The organism is Telmatobacter sp. DSM 110680 (assembly GCF_039994875.1).
Lineage (GTDB): Bacteria > Acidobacteriota > Terriglobia > Terriglobales > Acidobacteriaceae > Telmatobacter.
Window position 1 is genome coordinate 5,462,018 of the sequence record NZ_CP121196.1, and the last position, 17,387, is coordinate 5,479,404.

Sequence of the window (17,387 nt, forward strand, 5' to 3'; positions counted from 1 at the left end):
ACGATCGCGGTATATTTGTTTTTGTGGCAGATCAGAAACGCCAGCTCTTCGACGGCCTCATCCGCATCCACGTGCTCCTGCACGCTGTGCACGAGCCTATTTTTGGTCTCGCCATGATGAAGGAACTGGAGCATCACGGATACAGCATTGGCCCCGGCACTCTTTATCCACTCCTGCACGGGCTCGAAAAATCGGGCCTGTTGCGCTCAGCATTCGATCGGGTGGAAGGGCGACGTCGACGGCTATATAAAATCACGCCCGCGGGAAAGCGTGCTCTCGAAAAAGCAAAGTTAAAGGTAGATGAACTTTACGACGAGCTTCACGAAGAGCATCCGCGCAAAGTGACCGGCAAAGATCGGCCAGGATGAGTGGGATCTCCATCTCGACTATCGTCGATTATGTGCTGGCTGTTTGTGTTCTCGCGGCGCTCGTTGCCTCTGTGATTATGTGCGCGGCGGACGCAAAGCGGCGGGGCAAATCGCCAGTGCTGATCAGTCTGATGGTGATTCTGTTTTTTCCTGTGGGCCTGTTCGTGTGGCTCGTCTTCCGACGCAAAAACCAACGGCCCTGATCGGAAGATAGACTTTCCTTGATCTTCGCGCCCAGTAGTTGAATCGCTATCCGGCCAGCGCCTGCTTCACCATATCGCTCACGATGCGGCCTTCTGCGCGCACCCCCACCTGTCCAAGCCGCGCCTGCACCGCCTTGATCACCGGACCCATATCTTTGGGCGTCGGTGCGTGCCCCGTTGCGTTTGCGTGCTCGGCAATCACCTCAGCGACCATTGCCCGCAGGCCAGCTTCGTCCATCGCCTTGGGGAGAAACTCCTCGATCACCACGATCTCCGCAGCTTCCTTCGCTGCCAGTTCGGGTCGGTTCCCTTTTGTGAACTGCTCAATGGAATCCCGCCGCTGCTTGATCATCGTAGCCAGCGCCTGCTGCTCTTCAGCCGGCGTCAGCGGCCCCCGCTTCTCGATCGCCTTGTTCTTCAGCGCGTTCTTGATCAGTCGCAGCGTTTGCGTGCGCTCGGCGTCATGGAGCTTCAATGCGGTTATAACCTGCTGGCTGATTTGCGCTTCGAGTGCACCTGCGTCCATAGCTTCCTCGCAATCAAACAATTCTCAAGGCTTGTAGCTCATCTAAGTCTATCGCCTGCCAATCATAATCTCGGCTGGCCGCTGTGGGAGCAGCCCTACCCAGTACCCGTCACAAACGTAGCAGCCTGTCTTCGTTTTGCACAATTTCCATTTCACAAATATCACATATATGTGTATTCTGTGATTTCAATGGTTCTGCGCGAACAGATCCTTCAGTCCTAAGCCGGGAGGCTAAGCCTATGATTCGAAAGACTCGTCTTTTTACCCCAGGCCCTACTCCGCTGTTACCAGCCGCCCAGTTCGCTATGGCGGCCGCCGACATGCACCACCGAACTCCCGAGTTCCGCGCCCTCTTCCAGAAGGTTCTCGCCCAGCTCAAAGTCTTCGTTGGGACCAAGAACGACGTCCTTCTTCTCTCAAGTTCCGGCACCGGCGCCATGGAGGCTTCCGTTTCCAACCTCACCTCGCCCGGTGACCGGGTGCTGGTTCTCACCGCCGGTAAATTCGGTGAGCGGTGGACGGGCCTGGTAAAGGCATTCGGCTGCGAACCGGACGTCGTTACCGCGCCCTACGGCCAGACATTCGATCTTGCCCAGATTCGCGCTGCCCTCAAGCCCGAGCATCGCGCTGTCTACGTGCAGGCCACGGAAACCTCAACTGCTGTCCGGCATGACGTGGAAGCGATTGCGAAGCTGGTCCGCGAAGTCGTGCCCGAATCAATCCTGGTCGTCGACGGCATCACCGGCCTCGGCACCACCCACTTCGATGTCGACGGATGGGGGATCGACATTCTTATCGGCGGCTCGCAGAAAGCGGTGATGATTCCTCCCGGCCTCGCTTATCTCAGCGTCAGCGAAAAGGCATGGGCGGCGATGGAGAAATCCAAAAATCCACGCTACTATTTTGATCTCCGCAAAGAGCGCAAGAATGCCGTGAAGGGCGAAAGCGCCTATACCCCAGCGGTCGCTTTGGTTGCAGGTCTCGGTGCCGCGCTTGACTATATTGCCGGGCAGGCCGGTGGCGATCTCGAAAAAGGCCGGATTGCACTAGTCGACAATGCCCAAGTAAACGCTGCGGCGGCGCGCGCCGGACTGGTTGAGCTCGGCTTCACGCTCTTCGCCCCGACTGCTCCAGCCGCGGCTGCTACCGCTGTTGCCGTGCCCGAGGGCATGGATTCGGGAGCGGTGGTGAAGGCGTTGAAAGCGAAGTTCGCACTGGTCACCGCAAACGGCCAGGGCGAGATGCAGGGCAAGATCTTCCGCGTCGCACACCTCGGCTTCTTCGATTACCTCGACACCGTAGCCTTTCTCGGCGCCATGGAGCACATCGCGAAAGACACGCTTGGCCTCAAAGTTGAGTACGGTAAGGCCGTCGCGGCTGCGCAGAAGGTCTACGCAGAAGCGACGAAGGGATAGCCGCAATGGCTGAACTCTCGTTCGGTGCAAAACTTCTGATCGCGCGCAGGCAGCTCGACCTCTACTCGTATCAGATGGCTGAGCAACTCGGCGTGCACCCAAACTCCATCACCAAGTACGAGCGCGGCGAGGGCAAGCCCCATGCGGCCGTGGTGCGCATGTTCGACCTGCTCTGCGAGAAACACAACATCCGTTTCGACGAATTTGAAACTGAGTCCGCCACTGCGGCCAAGGGAGACAAGATGAAGATTGTTCTGGCGGAAAAAGTATCCCCCGCGACGCTCGCTGTTTTTGCCGCCGAACCCGGCTGGGAGGTTCTCACGCACGATCAGCTTCCCAATGGACTGCCGGCCGCACTTGCCGATGCCGACGCTCTCGTCGTGCGAAGCGCTGTCCAGGTTGACGACGCTTTGATGGAACACGCGCCGAAGCTTCGCGTTATCGGACGAGCTGGCGTTGGCGTGGACAATATCGATGCCGAAGCGGCGACACGTCGCGGTGTTGTTGTCATGAATACTCCAGGCGCGAACGCCGTCGCCGTTGCCGAACTCACCATCGGCCTCATGCTTGCGCTCGCCCGCAAGCTCCCGACCGCCAACAACACCATGCACGCTGGCAAGTGGGAAAAGAAGAGTCTCCAAGGCGCTGAACTTCGCGGGAAGACTCTAGGCATTCTGGGTCTTGGCCGTATCGGGCTTGAAGTGGCTCGCCGTGCGCGCGGATTCGGTCTCGAAATTATTGGCAGTGATCCGTTCGTCTCCGCTGCTGTCGCACGCGAGAATGGCATCCGCCTGGTTGCGCTTGATGAAGTCATCGCGAGTTCTGACTACATCACGCTCCACGTTGGACTCACCCCGCAGACTGCAGGTGTGATCAACGCGAAGTCTCTGGCACTTATGAAGAAGGGGGTCCGCATTATTAATTGCGCACGCGGCGAACTGGTCGACGAGGCCGCGCTCGTTGCCGCGTTGAAATCCGGCCACGTTGGGGGCGCCGCACTCGACGTCTTCACAGTCGAACCGCCCAAGGACTCTCCTTACGCGGAATTCGACAACGTCATTCTCACCCCGCACATCGCCGGTTCCACGGCAGAAGCGCAGGAAGCAGTCGGCATACAGATCGCCATGCAGGTGCGCGAGTACCTCAAGCTCGGCGTCGTTCAGAATGCCGTCAACCTGCCTTCGCTTAGCCATGAAGAATACGTGCAGCTCGCGCCCTACATCGATCTGGCCGGTCGTCTCGGATCGTTTCTTGCGCAGGCTGGGAAGAGCGGCATCGAAGCCATTGACATCACCTATGCCGGAGCGCTCGTCGATGCCAAAACCGACCTTGTTCGCAACGCCGCCATTGAAGGTCTGCTGCAAGGCTCGGAGAACGTAAATCGCATCAACGCCGCGGCCATCGCGCAGGAGCGGGGCATTCGCGTGCACGAAGAGAAGGAAGAGAGCCATCGCGGGGGGGCAGCCACCGTGCTCACCATTCATCTGCACACCGCGGCAGGCCGCAGCCATGCAACGGCAACGGTAATTCACGGCGAGCAGCCGCGCTTGCTGGAGTTTGACGGCATTGACATCGAGGCGCCGCTCGAAGGCAATCTGCTCGTCTGCCGCAACTTGGACGTCCCGGGCGTGATCGGCAAGATTGGAACTATCCTCGGCGAGCAAGGCGTGAACATCGCCAACTTCGCCCTGGGCCGTGAACGCAGCGGCGAAAAACCGGTGAAGGCCCTCGCGGTTGTGCAAGTGGACGCACCGGTCTCGGGCGCCGTGCTTGACGCGCTTATGACGATCGAGGCGCTGCTGGAAGCGAAGCTCGTTCAACTTCAATAAACATGTGCAACCGATGGGTTGCGCATGGTCAACCCATCACGCCAGGCTTCCCCAGCCACGAACGCACGTACGAAGCCTGACCCACGTGATACATTTCGTGCTGGGCCATGAAGTTGATGGTGCCGCAGAGCATCCCGTCCGCGCTCGGCGGTCCCGGCTTGGAGGCTGGTGTGTCCAACAAATCCTCTGAAGCCGCTTCAAGCGCCGCATTGAGCCGCGTGCAGGATTCTTCCCAAGCCTCCATCACCTCGCTTGGCGTCGGAGCATCCTGCGAGTCCTCGCATTTCGTCCCTCGCGCATAAAGACGCATCCACGGTTTTGTCCACTTGTCGCCGAGCCGCGCTAGGACCATGGACCGCGACCAGGCGAGATGTCCCACGATCCAAAGGATGTGATTGGAATGATCGTTAGGCCTCGTCAGCCAGTCCGCATCACTCAGTCCCGCGAGGCCCTGCTTCAGAAAACTGGCATTCAGGTTGTAACTTTGCGAGGCGACGGCGAGGCGTGGTGAAAGAGCCATGAAAATATCCTCCAATAAGCCACACCAGCTTACACGTTGCGCTTAAAGCAGAGAAATATTCTGCCTCAGTTCCGACCGAGGTCAAGCGCCGTTGCATGACGAGGCTGGTAGAGACCCAAGCCACCGCCGCCCGGCAACCGGACCGTTGTCGTAATTCCCCATCCGGCCTGCACAATCTCAGTTGTTTCTGCGCCCTTGCTCTTGAGCGAGTCCATCGTCGCGCGCAGGTCGTCGCACATCAGGTAGATCACGCTGCCTGAAAGGTCGTGATCTGCATGATGCTCCACAAACTTGCCGTCGCCTCTATGAATACCCATCTCCGCAGGAGGCAGCGCAAAAATCAGCCATCCCTCCCCGGCATCGACAGACGAAAATCCGAGCACGTCGCGAAAAAAAGCGCGATCCGCTTCCGGATCGCGACTGTAGAGAAGAAGATGAATGCCGTTGATCATGATGGGCGGAATTCTACCCGTGTCTCGCGAACCCCGCCCACTGAATTCTCAGCTTGCTGCACTATTGAACGGGATGCGCTTTTCCGTTTTTTAGGCTTTCAAGGATGATCGCCTTTACCATGCGGTCAGCTTCCTGCGCGATTCTTCCCTGCTCCTCGCCCAGCCTTCCCTGCTTCGCGCCGAGTTCACCCTGCATAGCGCCCAGCTTGCCCATCTGCTCGCCAAACTCGCCCTGCCGCGCACCGATTCTGCCCTGAATCTCCCCAAGCTTGCCCTGCAGATCGCCCAGCTTCGACTGCAACTCGGCAAACTGCTCTTCGTTCATTGCCTTGCCCTGGTTGGCTTTCAGCTTGGCCATCGCTTCGTCAATCTGTGCGATCTCCTTGCTCATATCGGGAGTGGGTACGCTGGCCTTCTCCTGCTGACGACCAAGTTCTTCCTGCTGTTTGCCTAGAGCTTCCTGCTCTTTGCCCAGCGCCTCCTGTTGCGCTCCGAGCGCTTCCATCGGCTTATACATCGCCTCGATCTGCGCCAACGTGCTGGGATCGTCCACAAAATACGGCTTACCGTCGCGTACAAACCAGAGGAAGTCGCCGTGCGCCTGCTTGCGCGCCTTTGCAAGTTCATCGCGACGCCCTTCAATCCAATCTCCCGAAAAGGACATGTGATTCATGTCGTCGCCTCGGATAATGGCGTACGATTCGCCATTCGAGGAGTAGGAGTAGTGATACCCGGAGTGCTTCCCATTGTTGCTGTAACTTGACGTCCCGCTTTCACTCGTCGCGCTTTGCCCCACCCCGTAGCCGCGACCTTCTCCGTAGCCTGCGTGCGGCGCAATAAGCGCCAGTGTCCGACCGCCCGGACGAACGACGATCAGAGACGAAGGCTGCCCCGGTGCCCTCGGGGCAATCAGGGTCATTGCTCCCCTCGCCGGAGTCGGAGGCAGAACCGTCAGGTGTGCTGGACCCGCAGCCGGAGCAGGCGTAAGCGTAAGCATTTCGGGAGTTGCTGGCGCCGCCGGTGCAACGATTGCTGGCGTACCGGCTTGCGCGGGTAGAGGAGGCACTTCTTCCGGTGCGGCCAATGCTGGCTCACCAGCAACAGGCGCAGGCTCTGGCACATCGCTCTTCGGTGCCACCGGCGCGATAGCCGGGGGAGTAGGAACGGAAGCAGGAGCCGTCACTCCGGCGGTCGGAGCCGCGGCAGGTGCGGGAGGCACCGGCGATTGTTGTCCGGCAGCCTGAACACGCACGAGGGCAGTAGCAGCGAACAGAACCACTGGCACAACCAGCACAGCTGCAAGCGCGCGGCGCGAACCTGCAAACGCCTGCCGGAAAGAAACATCGTTCAACAACCGCTCAATGCGGCGCGAGACAGATCCACTGCGGGCCATGGCGACTCCTATCAGGGTTGGGCGCGGCGCTGCCGCGAATTCAAGCAATATCTGCGCATACGACGTTGGATCGGCAGCTTCTTCAAGGCCTGCGCGGTCGCTGATTGCCTCAGCTAGATCAGAGAGTTTGCGTTTGAGCCACCAACCTAACGGGCTGAACCAAACCACAGCGGCATAGGCGCCCGCCAGCAACTGCAGATAGAAGTCCTTCTGCCGGATGTGCGAACGCTCATGCGCCAGAACGACGCGAAGTTTCTCGCTGTCCCAGGTGCTATAGTCCATCGGCAGCACGATTGCGGAACAAATCGTGACCGGAGACGAAACTTCGGCACTGCACCGCAGGTCGACTGAAATGTCCGAGGCCGCCAACAATTCGCAGGAGATCGGATTCGCTCTGCGCCACAGTCGAAGCGCAACGAGCAGTCCGAATGCGAGGCGAACAAGGAATATCCCGGCGACTGCGAGATAGAGCAGAAGAATGACCTTGGTGACAGATAGCCCTGCACGCGGCGGCAATACAGCCTGCGGCGCGGCAGATTCTGTCTGAATTGGCGGCTGAGGCCTATATGCGACCACGTCCGCGTCGGAAGATGAAGATTGAGGTTCTGGCGCCGAAGCAGCGCGGTTTGCGACAGGTTCACTGACTGATGATCCCGCCTGCTGCTCGACCTGGGTCGCGCCTTCGCCCGCCGTGGCCGCTACCGCTGGTTTCTGCTCGAGCGATGTTTTGGCTTGAATCCTCGCCTGCAGTTCCTCTAACAATGTCTGCGGATCGGCAGGAAGCACGACTCTAACATTGGCCGGCAAGACGGTCCAATGCGCAGCCATCGGCAGTACTATCGGCATTACCAGTGCTCCCGCCAGCACCAGCCCCCAGGCGCCTTTTTGCGCCAGCACATTGCGCACGCCAAGCATCCGCAAGCCAATCCAGACAGCCAGCGCCAGCAGCACCGAACGAAGTGCCGCTTCAACCAGAATTGAGGAGATCATCTCTTGGCCTCCCTTTTGTTTTCGCCTGAAGTGTTTCGCTTAGCCGACTGCTTCTGCGCATCAGAGATACGCGTGGCCAGCCGCTGCAGTTCGGCCTGATCCAGCACTTTGGAATCCACCATTCCCACCAGTAGCGCCTCTACTGAACCATCGCAGAACCAATCCACGATGCGCTTCGCTGCACGACCCGCTACTCGCTGGCGCGACTCCGCCGGCTTGTAAATGAAGGTGCGGTCGTCCACGGTGTGCGTCAAGTAGCCTTTTTCTTCAAGCCGACGCAGCACTGTGCGGACCGTCGAGTCTTTGAGCGGCCGGTTCAACTCTTCGCGCGCCTTGTCGGCCGTCACCATGCCGAGTCGCCACACGATTGAAAGAATGTCCCGTTCCAATTCACCAAGTTCAGCTGGATCGTGAGTGTTACTTGCCATAGTGTTACGGACTGTAACATAGAAGAGAGGTGAGCACGCAAGATTATTTTTTTGTGGAAGAATTCGCAAATGCAGCCGAAGCACGTCTAAATGGCCGGAAGAGACAAGGTTACGCGTGCGGAAGCCTCAAATTCTAGGGTTGTGCAACAGCCTTCGACCGGATGACATCACAACAAGTAGGTTTTCGCACGCCGCCGAGTCGCGGTTTCTGTGCTCGGAAGAATGACCGCGGTATCAACGAATCTCAATAGAAAGAAGAGGGCTAAATCTTATGGCATCAAGCTTATTGGAAAAACAGGCGTCAGTTGAAGATGTACTTCGCGAAGTCTCCAGGCTCAAGTCCGTCGTTACGGAAGCCGTGGAGGAGGGCGTTCAAACGGCCGTGAAAGCCCTGAAACAGGGGCGCAGCGCTGCTGAGGATGTTATTTACGACGCTCGGCACACCGTAAAACAGAAGCCCCTGCAGGCGGTAGGCGTTGTTTTCGCGGCGGGCGTTCTTGCGGGCGCAATAATCGGCTGGCTCAGCACTCGTCGCAGCTAAGTTGAACAGCACTCGCGGGAGGTCGGGTCAAACCAACTCGACGTCCCGCGTTCACCATTGAAAAACTTAACGCTTGAGGGCAGGTGTTTCGCCACTTGAACCCTTTAAGTTGCTTTGTGCCATTTCGACCCGCGAATCACAATCTTTTTGCCTCAAAACAAAAGCGCCGAGACCAAAGTCTCAGCGCTTTATATCCTTTGCCGAAGGTTCTAGGCGCGGCTCATATAGGCGCCTTCGCTCGTATCCACACGAATTTTTTCGCCCTCGTTAATGAAGGGGGGCACCTGAACGACCAGACCAGTCTCGGTCTTGGCTGGCTTGGTTACCGACGATGCGGTTGCGGATTTCAGTCCAGGCTCGGTCTCGACCACGGTAAGTTCGACGAAAGACGGCAGTTCGATACCAACGGCCTGCCCATCGTGGTAGCTGACCTTGATCTGCAGATTCGGCGTTAGGTATTCAACGGCATCGCCCAGCGTCGAACCCTTCAGGACCGTCTGCTCGTAGTCGACTGGATTCATGAAGTAGTAGTCGTCGCCATCGGCGTATAGAAACTCCATTGAAATTTCATCGACTACTACCTTTTCGATAGCGTCGCCGGAGCGAAAACGGTGCTCAAACATCGCGCCCGACTTGAGATTGCGCAGTTTCGCCTGGATGAAGGCACGCAGATTGCCCGGAGTTCGATGCTCCACCTTGAATACGAGATGGAGATTGTCGTTATGCTTGATGATCATGCCGGGACGCATTTGGGTGGCGGGAATCGCCATAAACTTGAAACTCCTTGCTGTAGTTCAAAAAAATTGGCCTTGGCCCAATCTCCATTGTAACTTAGCGGCGGGTTCAGAATCTCGCGACCGCCTTCACCAGCGCACGTGCAACACTGTGTGTTGATCGGCACCGAAAGGAAGGCATTTGCGCGGACTGGATAGGAAAGCGGCGCCCGTCGGCGCGCTATTGGTGCTCTGCCTGCTGTGGGCTTCCGCCTCCCTTCGATCCGAACTGTTCCCTGGCTCGGCCGCCCCTGCAGCGTCCTCTCCTTTGCGCAGCCAAGCCATTCTCCTTTCACTTTTCGCCCTCGGATCCGCTGCCATGGCCCTGGTGCGCAGAGAACAGTGGCCGAGTGGCCGCACCTTGCGATTATCGGCAGCCGCCGGGATCGGACTCTTTGTAGTGCCTGCCGTTTTGATTGCAGTCGCAAAAGACTCCATCGACGATTCCACTCGGCTTGTATTGTTCTCTCTCGTACCGATATTCGCCGTGGTTTTGAATCCGCACCTCGGCACCTCTTCATCCGTTCAGCAACGCGGCAGTCTCGCAGCCAGCCTGGTCGCAGTCACGGGCACCCTGTTCGTCTTTCCGCTGGAACTTCCGCAGACGATTGCCACTGCTTTTGCTTTTGCTGGAATTCTCGCAGCGACCGCTTCAGTTGCAGCAGCTAACTGCGTCGCCGCCCGAATCGCCTCCGAACCTCCGGCTCCATCCATGTTGAGCTTCGCCACAGTCGTTACGGGATCTAGTGCGCTCGTTCTCGGTGCGCTCGGTGCTCTGACCGAACACCATTTGCCCTCTGCGACGCTGGTCGATCCATGGCTTGCGCTCGATCTTCTTGCCCTCGCGCTTCTCTTTTGGTTGATGCGCCGCATGACAGCCGTGCGCATGACCACGCGCTTCATCATCGCGCCGCTGCTGGCCAACCTCATCGGCCTCGCGTTTCTGCGGCCCGGCGTGCAAACCCGTGGATGGCTCGGCCTCACGCTGATTGCAATGGGATCTGGCTGGCTCCTGCTCGCACCAGAAGACGAGCCGGAGCGGACCGGCTCGTCGCTCAGCATCCATCAGCCCTGATGAATATTCAGGCCCGCGCTTCGTACACCAGGTTGAACGGCGTTTGTGCCACGCGACGGAATCGCGTAAAGCCGCCTCCAGTCACAACTTCGCGGATGCGCTCCTCGCCGGCTTGCGCGCCGAGCGCTGCACCTACTTCCTGCGCCAGCGACGCAGGCGTGCAGAGCATCGTGGACGCCGAGTAATAGATGCGGCCCACCGGGTTGTGGTTCTGCTCCGGCGTGTCGTTGGCGAACGGCTCCACGATCATCCACGTCCCATCCGGTTTCAATGACGACAACACATGTTGCGCAGCGCCTTTGGGATCGCCCATGTCATGCAGACAGTCAAAGAAAGTAACCAGATCGTATCCGCCGTTCACGGGATAGCTTTTGGAACTGGCAACTTCAAAGTTGATCTGGTCGAGAAGACCATCGCGGCCTGCTACGTGGCGTGCGTACTCAATCGACCCGCTGTGATAATCGAATCCGATAAACCGCGACTTCGGAAATGCCTTCGCCATCAACATCGTCGAAGCACCGTGTCCGCAGCCCACATCGGCAACCGCGGCGCCTTTCACAAGCTTGTCCCCCATTCCTTCCAGCGCCGGAATCCAGGTGCTCAACAGGTTCTGCTCGTAGTTCGGGCGGAAGAATCGCTCCGTGCCAAAGAAAAGATTAGCGTCATGCTCATGCCATCCGACGCCATCTCCGGTCCTGAACGCTTGCGTGATCTTGGGTTCATCTTTGAAGCAAGCGGAGATGATGTGGAACGCGCCGGGCAGGTCGACCGTCGTAAGCGCGAATGCCTGCTCCGGCGGCAGCTCAAATTTCTTCGAAGCTGCGTCGTACATCACGTAGCCGCTCGCGGCATTGGCATTAAGCCACTCCCGCACGTAGCGTTCGGTTGTTTTTGTCTTCGCTGCGAGTTCTGCCGGAGAAAGCGGACCGGCACCGGCCATCGCTTTATAGAGTCCCAGCTTGTCGCCGATTACGATCAGCGCCGCGTGCATCGCAGCGCCCATATCCATCACTGCCTTCCCCATGAAGGCGTCGAATTTCGCCTGCTCGAAAACCGGTGCAGTTGTAGTGGTTGCCATGCTGACCTCCAGTTTTTGCCGTATGGGGCCCGGGAAGAGGATGATGCTACGCCCGGCCGAAAAGCGCTGTCAAAGACTTTTTGGAGTCATCGCCGGTCACTCCATATTCGCGTCGGAAACGTTTTTCCCTCCTGCCAGAGTCGATCTTGCGATGCCAAATGCAGCAACCCATAAAGCTCCGTTTCACCTGCATTTCCCTGTTCGTAGGAATTTGGTTGTAACCGCCTTCATCCGCTACCATGGCTGCGATTCGATGGCGACCGATCAGCCGCCCTGGAGTTTTCAGATGAAGCGCCGTCTTGTGTATTCTCGCCTCGCTTTGCTTTTGTCTGCGCTTTTATTGCTCGCATTCAACTTCGCACAATCAACGCCATCGCCCGCACAGAATGCACCTACGATGACGGCATCAGCTCCGTACAAAAATACGGGGCTCCCCGTGGATCAGCGCGTAGCAGATTTGCTGAAGAGCATGACGATCGAAGAAAAGGCATCCATGCTTGCTGGCTCAGGCTGGATGGAGTCGGCTCCGATTGAGCGCCTTGGCATTCCCGCCATCAAGATGGCCGACGGTCCGATGGGCGTGCGCTCCTGGGCCGGCAGTTCGGCAATCACCAATTCGTCCACCAACACCGTTAAAGTGCAAACGACCTCATTCCCGTCGGGCGTTGCCATGGCGGCCACTTGGGATCCCGCGCTCGTGCAGCGTGAAGGCCAGGCCATTGCGCAGGAGGTCAAGGCGCTTGGCCGCGATATGATCCTCGGCCCCACCGTCAACATCAATCGTGTTCCTCTCTGGGGACGCAACCTTGAAGGCTATGGCGAAGACCCATATCTCTCCGGACAACTTGGCGTCGCCTACATTCGCGGCGTCCAGGGCGAGGGAGTAATCCCCTCCGTCAAACATTTCGCGGCTAACAACGAGGAGTTCGAACGCCACCGCCTCGACGAAAAAATCGACGAACGCACGCTCCACGAACTCTACCTGCCAGCATTCAAGATGGCCGTGCAACAAGCCGATGTGTGGACAGTCATGTCGGCCTACGAAAAGGTCAACGGCCAATACTGCGCGGAGAATCCCTACCTCCTGACCGACATTCTGAAAAAGGAATTTGGTTTCAAGGGCTTTGTTATTTCTGATTGGGGAAGCACTTATTCGACAGCGCCAACCGTGAACGCTGGCATGGATCTCGAGATGCCCGGCGGACCGCCCGCCAAAGCCATGTTGTCCAGCCCGCGAACCATCATGAGTGGCAACAGCGGGGCTTGGCTTGAAGCCGGCAAAGTATTGGCCGAAGTCAAAGCAGGACACATCTCTGAAGCCACACTCAACGACAACGTCGGCCGCATCCTGCGCGTCATCATGCTCAGCGGCATCATGGAACATCCCCACACCGCAACGGGCGAAGTGGACACGCCTGAACAGCAGAAGGTAGCACGCGACGGCGCAACCGAAGGCATCGTTCTCCTCAAAAATCAGGGCTCGTTGCTCCCGCTCGATCCATCGAAGATCCATTCCATCGCCGTCATCGGTCCCAACGCAATCGTCGCGCGGACCGGCGGCGGAGGCAGTTCACTGGTGCGCCCGAAATATGCAGTCTCTCCGCTCGACGGAATCAAGAAACGTGCCGGTGAAGCAGTTCAAATCTCCTCTGCGCTCGGGGTCGGCATGGAAGGCGAGGATGCCGCGCACGACACACCCGAAGCGCGCGAGAACGATCTGAAGGTAGCCACCGACGCAGCATCCAAAGCCGAAGTAGCAGTCGTCGTCGTAGGCCGTTACAACAAGAACGAGTCCGAGGGCTTCGACGTCAAGACCATGGACCTGCCCGCTGGCCAGGACGAGTTGATCGCAGCCGTTGAAAAAGCCAACCCGCACACCGTAGTCGTTCTGAACACCGGCGACCCGGTAACAATGACGAGATGGCTCGACACCACGCCCGCGCTGCTCGACATGTGGTACGGCGGACAGGAAGGCGGCAACGCCCTCGCATCCATCCTCTTCGGCGATGCCAACCCATCCGGAAAGCTCCCCGTCTCGCTCCCCAAAAAGTTCGAAGACTCACCTGCCGCAAAGACCTACCCCGGCCAGAACCTCCACACCGAATACACCGAAGGCCTCTACGTCGGCTATCGCTACTACGACACCAAAAACGTCGAGCCACAGTTCCCCTTCGGCTTCGGCTTGAGTTACACAACATTCGAATACAGCGATCTGAAAGTGATCCCGTTTACAACATCCGAAGGCACCGTCAAATGGGGCGGCACTCTGGTCAGCCTGAAGGTAAAAAACAGCGGTTCTCGCGCCGGCGCCGAAGTCGTCCAGATCTATGTCCATGACGCACACGCAAAAATTGACCGTCCAGCGCACGAACTCAAGGCCTTCGGCCGCGTTGAGCTAAAACCCGGTGAAAGCCAGACGATCAAGTTCCAGCTAGACCGCTCCGCATTCGAATACTGGAGCCCGCAAACCAAAGTGTGGACCCTCGATCCCGGCACCTTCGAGATTCAAGTCGGTGCCTCATCGCGCGACATCCGCCTCAAGGCGCCTGTCAAAATCACACACTGATAAACTCGGAGCAGATGCCTAGGCAGGTTCACTACAACGCGGCAGAAAACATTCCGGCTGAAACCGCCGCAGATCCGTATCTGAGGCCGGCATTTTCGTTCAGCAATCGCCTGCGGCGCCTGGTGTGGAACCTCTGCTGGGCCATCTTCTATCGCTTCTCGCCGCGTCCCTTCTTTGCATGGAGGGCATTATTACTCCGCCTCTTCGGTGCTCAGCTCGGACCCACCTGCAAGTTCTATCCATCCTCGCGCGTGTGGGCTCCGTGGAACCTGACCTGCTCTGACCTGGTCGCCGTGGGCGATGGCGCTGAGATCTATAACCCTGCACCCATGCGCCTCGGCTCCCACGCAATCCTCTCGCAGAACTCCTACCTCTGCGGCGCAACCCACGACTTCGACAATCCGGGCTTTCCATTGCTGGCCTACGCCATGGAAGTCGGAGACTACGCATGGGTCGCCGCACGTGCATGCGTCGCGCCCGGGGTCAAGATTGGGGAGGGTGCAGTCCTTGGGCTTGCATCGGTGGCCACGCGCGACCTGGAACCGTGGGGCGTTTACGCTGGATCACCCGCAGTCAAAGTAAAGCAACGCAACCGGACCACAATTTAGCGGGTGTCATTCTGAGCGCACGGGGCCCCAAACGTAGTTCAGTTTGGGGGTGGTAAGCGAAGAATCTGCTTTGGGGTTCCCTGATGGCACTGTTTTACTGCGGCGCGTAAGGCTCCACGCGCAACATGTCCGACAGCACTCCGCGCTCTTCCGGACTGAACTGGCCCTGGTAGCGGCTTGAATTCAGAACGATCGACCGCTGATCGGGCGGAACCGCCTTGAGATCCCGGAAAGCATTGCGCATCATTGATTGACGATCAGCCGGCATCGCAGTCCATCGCCTTGCCGACTGCGCAACGCGCGCACGATCTTCAGGTGAAAGCCGTTCCAGATTTTCAGCGCGCGCCAGCCGCCGTTCCCGCTGTGCGTCAGGCAATTGATTCACGTGGTTCAGCTGATTGATCACCCGCTGCTGCTCGCCCTGCGGCAAACGGCGAAAGCTCGGATCGCTGCGCAACATTTGTTGCTGTTGCGGCACCGGAGTGTTGCGATGCGTATTCAACCATGCGCCCAGATGACCGGGAGGTGCATACAACTGCTGTGCCGTCCCGGTAGTTCCAGGCCGCGTATATCCGGGAGCGTTGTAGCCCGGAGCAGGCACGGCACCGCGCAATCCCGTTTGCGGTGCATATGGATTCTGAACCGGACGCTGTACCTGCGATCCGACTGGGGGCCGATATTGCTGAACAGTCTGACCGGGATACCCTTGCGGCGCTCGCCCTGGATATTGCTGCTGCGTCCTACCGGGATATTGCTGCGGCACACGATTCTGATACTGCGGGCCCCTTGTCTGTTGCGAGGCTTGCGGCCGTGTGTTCTGCTGCCGCGGAGCGGAGTATCGGGGAGCCGGACGCGAATTATTTTGGGGCTGCGCAATGAGGGTAGCCACGGGCAGGCACAACGAGGCTGTCGTTACAGCGGTTATAGCCGCTGCGCGCAATGCCCTCGCAATATCTTTGTTCCTCGCCCCATTCATAATCTGGCTCCCGCCATTCTTTCGTTATTGCGCCTGCGGATCATCCGAATTTGGATTGTCCGAGATTGCGTCGTTCGGGTTATCTGAGATCGCCTCCAGCTGATCCAGCACCTGCGCGTTGCTATCGAGCGTCTGCAAATCGTGAACCACCGCAGCCTCCGGTCCCTGCTGCGGCTGTGGAGTTTCCACGTTGGTCACACCAAGGTACGCTCCGCCACCCACCAGCAACATCACCGTCAGCGCCATTGCGGCAAGCGGCCGCGCATGCATCGATGGACCATACACAAAACGAGCGCGAATGCGTTCTAACCATGACTGGGGCGGAGCTTCACGTTCTTCGCGCATCCGCGCACCTAGCCGTGTCATGAAGTAGGGATTGGGCTCCGGCGCTGTCCAGGCATCCATCACCGCCATGGTCGCGCGCATCTCTTCCAGTTCCTTGCGGCAGCTGTCACACTCGGCCACATGCGTCTTAACCTTGGCAGGCGCCGCTTCAGGATCGAGCAGCATGTCTGCCAGCGTCGTTTCCATCGCGGTGCATTTGTTCATCGTTTTCATCGCTACCACCCCACTCCGCCGGTGTTGCCCGGCTTTCAATCTCTACACAAAATCTTTTAACTTGTCCCGCAGCGTCTGGTAAGCCCTGAACAGCAGCGACTTGGTCGCCGACTCACTCAGTTTCAACACGTCCCCGATCTGTCGATAATCCATCCCCTGGTACTTATGCATCAACACTGCCATGCGCTGGCGCTCCGGCAAAGCCATTACGTGTGCCCGGATCGCTGCCATGCGCTCATCGCGCAAAATGCTCTGCTCCACCGATGGCGTATCGTCCGCCACATCTGGAGTGGTGCCTGACTCTTCATCCGGTGCATCCAGATATACCGTCGACGCAGATCGTTCATGCCGGGTGTCGCGTGCATGGTTTACCGCAAGATTCGTCGCAATGCGATAAAGCCACGTGGTGAACTTCGCCTCTGCACGGTAGCTCTCACGCGAACGATACACCCGCAGGAAAACTTCCTGCGCCAATTCTTCGGCAACCGCCTGGTTGTGCACCATCCGAAACAGGAAACTGATCATGGCCCGGTGATATTTGCCGACAAGGTAATTAAAACCAGTCTCATCGCCTGCTGCCACCCGCAGCATGATCGCCGCATCGCTCGACTCGTCGATCGCATAATTAATGGGCTTTTGCGGATCGGACGCGTTCAGCGGTGCGCCGTGTCCCAGCGCCGGATTGTCCAGTACCAGGGTTGCCATATCATCTGGAACCCCATCTTCTTCGGAAGGTTGCGCATATTCGTCAGTTTCGGGATCTGATTTTGCGCCGTTTACGGGTTTTTTACCCGTTCCGGGCTCACCGGGACTGACTGATCCCAAACGGGTTGATTTCCCTCCGTCATCCTCTCGCTGGCTCGACATGGCAATCATTGGATGCCCTTCTATGCCGTCGCCCTCAGCAGCCGCCAGTTTCAGGCCAAAAATACCCACCTGGTCGAAGAAGGGAACCAGCCGCCTGTCCCCAGGAGCGGACTCGCGTGCATCTCGGATTAATCGTACAGGCCAGCGCATTCAGTGACTTGGAGCGATTTCCGTCGCCTCTGGGCTCATTGGGAGCCAAGGTTGGCCGTCGTGTGTCGCTG

18 protein-coding genes are annotated in these 17,387 nt (G+C 58.5%); 8 read left to right on the forward strand and 10 right to left on the reverse strand.

What is annotated here, in order from left to right; translation table 11 throughout:
* The first annotated feature begins 23 nt into the window (after positions 1-23).
* Both P8935_RS22480 and P8935_RS22485 read left to right on the forward strand, forming a co-directional pair.
* Complete coding sequence (locus tag P8935_RS22480) at positions 24-368, forward strand: PadR family transcriptional regulator (RefSeq protein ID WP_348262551.1); 345 nt, start codon at positions 24-26, stop codon at positions 366-368.
* The gene (locus tag P8935_RS22485) at positions 365-571 is read left to right on the forward strand and encodes a hypothetical protein (protein WP_348262552.1); all 207 of its coding nucleotides are present in this window, start codon (positions 365-367) and stop codon (positions 569-571) included. The genes P8935_RS22480 and P8935_RS22485 overlap by 4 nt, the downstream gene beginning before the upstream one ends.
* 46 nt (positions 572-617) lie before the next feature.
* On the opposite strand, the gene P8935_RS22490 is transcribed toward P8935_RS22485, so the two are convergent.
* Positions 618-1,097 (reverse strand): GatB/YqeY domain-containing protein, encoded by a 480-nt coding sequence (locus P8935_RS22490; RefSeq protein ID WP_348262553.1) that lies wholly within the window; start codon positions 1,095-1,097, stop codon positions 618-620.
* A gap of 239 nt (positions 1,098-1,336) precedes the next feature.
* Between P8935_RS22490 and P8935_RS22495 the strand changes: the two genes are divergently transcribed.
* Together P8935_RS22495 and serA are read left to right on the forward strand one after the other, a co-directional pair.
* A complete protein-coding gene (locus P8935_RS22495; RefSeq protein WP_348262554.1) occupies positions 1,337-2,512 on the forward strand; it encodes an alanine--glyoxylate aminotransferase family protein in 1,176 nt (391 codons plus the stop codon).
* Between the two features lie 242 nt (positions 2,513-2,754).
* Positions 2,755-4,341 (forward strand): phosphoglycerate dehydrogenase, encoded by a 1,587-nt coding sequence (serA, locus tag P8935_RS22500; protein WP_348265368.1) that lies wholly within the window; start codon positions 2,755-2,757, stop codon positions 4,339-4,341.
* Positions 4,342-4,369: 28 nt separating this feature from the next.
* Here the strand turns inward: serA and P8935_RS22505 are convergent, their stop codons facing one another.
* The 4 genes from P8935_RS22505 to P8935_RS22520 all read right to left on the reverse strand — a co-directional run bounded on the left by P8935_RS22505 (position 4,370) and on the right by P8935_RS22520 (position 8,124).
* Complete coding sequence (locus tag P8935_RS22505) at positions 4,370-4,861, reverse strand: DinB family protein (RefSeq protein WP_348262555.1); 492 nt, start codon at positions 4,859-4,861, stop codon at positions 4,370-4,372.
* A 65-nt stretch (positions 4,862-4,926) separates the two neighbouring features.
* The gene (locus tag P8935_RS22510; RefSeq protein WP_348262556.1) at positions 4,927-5,313 is read right to left on the reverse strand and encodes a VOC family protein; all 387 of its coding nucleotides are present in this window, start codon (positions 5,311-5,313) and stop codon (positions 4,927-4,929) included.
* 61 nt (positions 5,314-5,374) lie between these two features.
* Entirely contained in the window at positions 5,375-7,696 is a 2,322-nt protein-coding gene (locus P8935_RS22515) for a M56 family metallopeptidase (RefSeq protein WP_348262557.1), read from the reverse strand.
* Positions 7,693-8,124 carry a BlaI/MecI/CopY family transcriptional regulator gene (locus P8935_RS22520; RefSeq protein WP_348262558.1) on the reverse strand — a complete coding sequence of 144 codons (432 nt, stop codon included), beginning with the start codon at positions 8,122-8,124 and terminating at the stop codon, positions 7,693-7,695. Before P8935_RS22520 ends, P8935_RS22515 begins: the two co-directional genes overlap by 4 nt.
* Positions 8,125-8,395: 271 nt before the next feature.
* Between P8935_RS22520 and P8935_RS22525 the strand changes: the two genes are divergently transcribed.
* Positions 8,396-8,665, forward strand: coding sequence for a hypothetical protein (locus P8935_RS22525; protein ID WP_348262559.1), 270 nt, complete (start codon positions 8,396-8,398; stop codon positions 8,663-8,665).
* Between the two features lie 209 nt (positions 8,666-8,874).
* Here the strand turns inward: P8935_RS22525 and efp are convergent, their stop codons facing one another.
* Positions 8,875-9,435 carry an elongation factor P gene (efp, locus tag P8935_RS22530; protein WP_348262560.1) on the reverse strand — a complete coding sequence of 187 codons (561 nt, stop codon included), beginning with the start codon at positions 9,433-9,435 and terminating at the stop codon, positions 8,875-8,877.
* A 322-nt stretch (positions 9,436-9,757) separates the two neighbouring features.
* On the opposite strand from efp, the gene P8935_RS22535 reads away from it, so the two are divergent.
* Entirely contained in the window at positions 9,758-10,513 is a 756-nt protein-coding gene (locus P8935_RS22535; RefSeq protein WP_348262561.1) for a hypothetical protein, read from the forward strand.
* Between the two features lie 7 nt (positions 10,514-10,520).
* Here P8935_RS22535 and P8935_RS22540 read toward each other — a convergent pair whose 3' ends face one another.
* Positions 10,521-11,591 (reverse strand): class I SAM-dependent methyltransferase, encoded by a 1,071-nt coding sequence (locus P8935_RS22540; protein ID WP_348262562.1) that lies wholly within the window; start codon positions 11,589-11,591, stop codon positions 10,521-10,523.
* Between the two features lie 286 nt (positions 11,592-11,877).
* Between P8935_RS22540 and P8935_RS22545 the strand changes: the two genes are divergently transcribed.
* Both P8935_RS22545 and P8935_RS22550 read left to right on the forward strand, forming a co-directional pair.
* Positions 11,878-14,157, forward strand: coding sequence for a glycoside hydrolase family 3 C-terminal domain-containing protein (locus P8935_RS22545; RefSeq protein WP_348262563.1), 2,280 nt, complete (start codon positions 11,878-11,880; stop codon positions 14,155-14,157).
* 14 nt (positions 14,158-14,171) lie between these two features.
* Positions 14,172-14,765: a putative colanic acid biosynthesis acetyltransferase gene (locus P8935_RS22550; RefSeq protein WP_348262564.1), complete on the forward strand. Its 594-nt coding sequence runs from the start codon at positions 14,172-14,174 to the stop codon at positions 14,763-14,765.
* Between the two features lie 94 nt (positions 14,766-14,859).
* Here the strand turns inward: P8935_RS22550 and P8935_RS22555 are convergent, their stop codons facing one another.
* The 3 genes from P8935_RS22555 to P8935_RS22565 are packed head-to-tail and all read right to left on the reverse strand — an operon-like array spanning position 14,860 to position 17,316.
* Positions 14,860-15,741 (reverse strand): DUF3106 domain-containing protein, encoded by an 882-nt coding sequence (locus P8935_RS22555; protein ID WP_348262565.1) that lies wholly within the window; start codon positions 15,739-15,741, stop codon positions 14,860-14,862.
* Positions 15,742-15,765: 24 nt separating this feature from the next.
* Positions 15,766-16,290, reverse strand: coding sequence for a hypothetical protein (locus P8935_RS22560; protein ID WP_348262566.1), 525 nt, complete (start codon positions 16,288-16,290; stop codon positions 15,766-15,768).
* A gap of 51 nt (positions 16,291-16,341) precedes the next feature.
* Complete coding sequence (locus P8935_RS22565) at positions 16,342-17,316, reverse strand: sigma-70 family RNA polymerase sigma factor (protein WP_348262567.1); 975 nt, start codon at positions 17,314-17,316, stop codon at positions 16,342-16,344.
* Positions 17,317-17,387 lie beyond the last annotated feature (71 nt).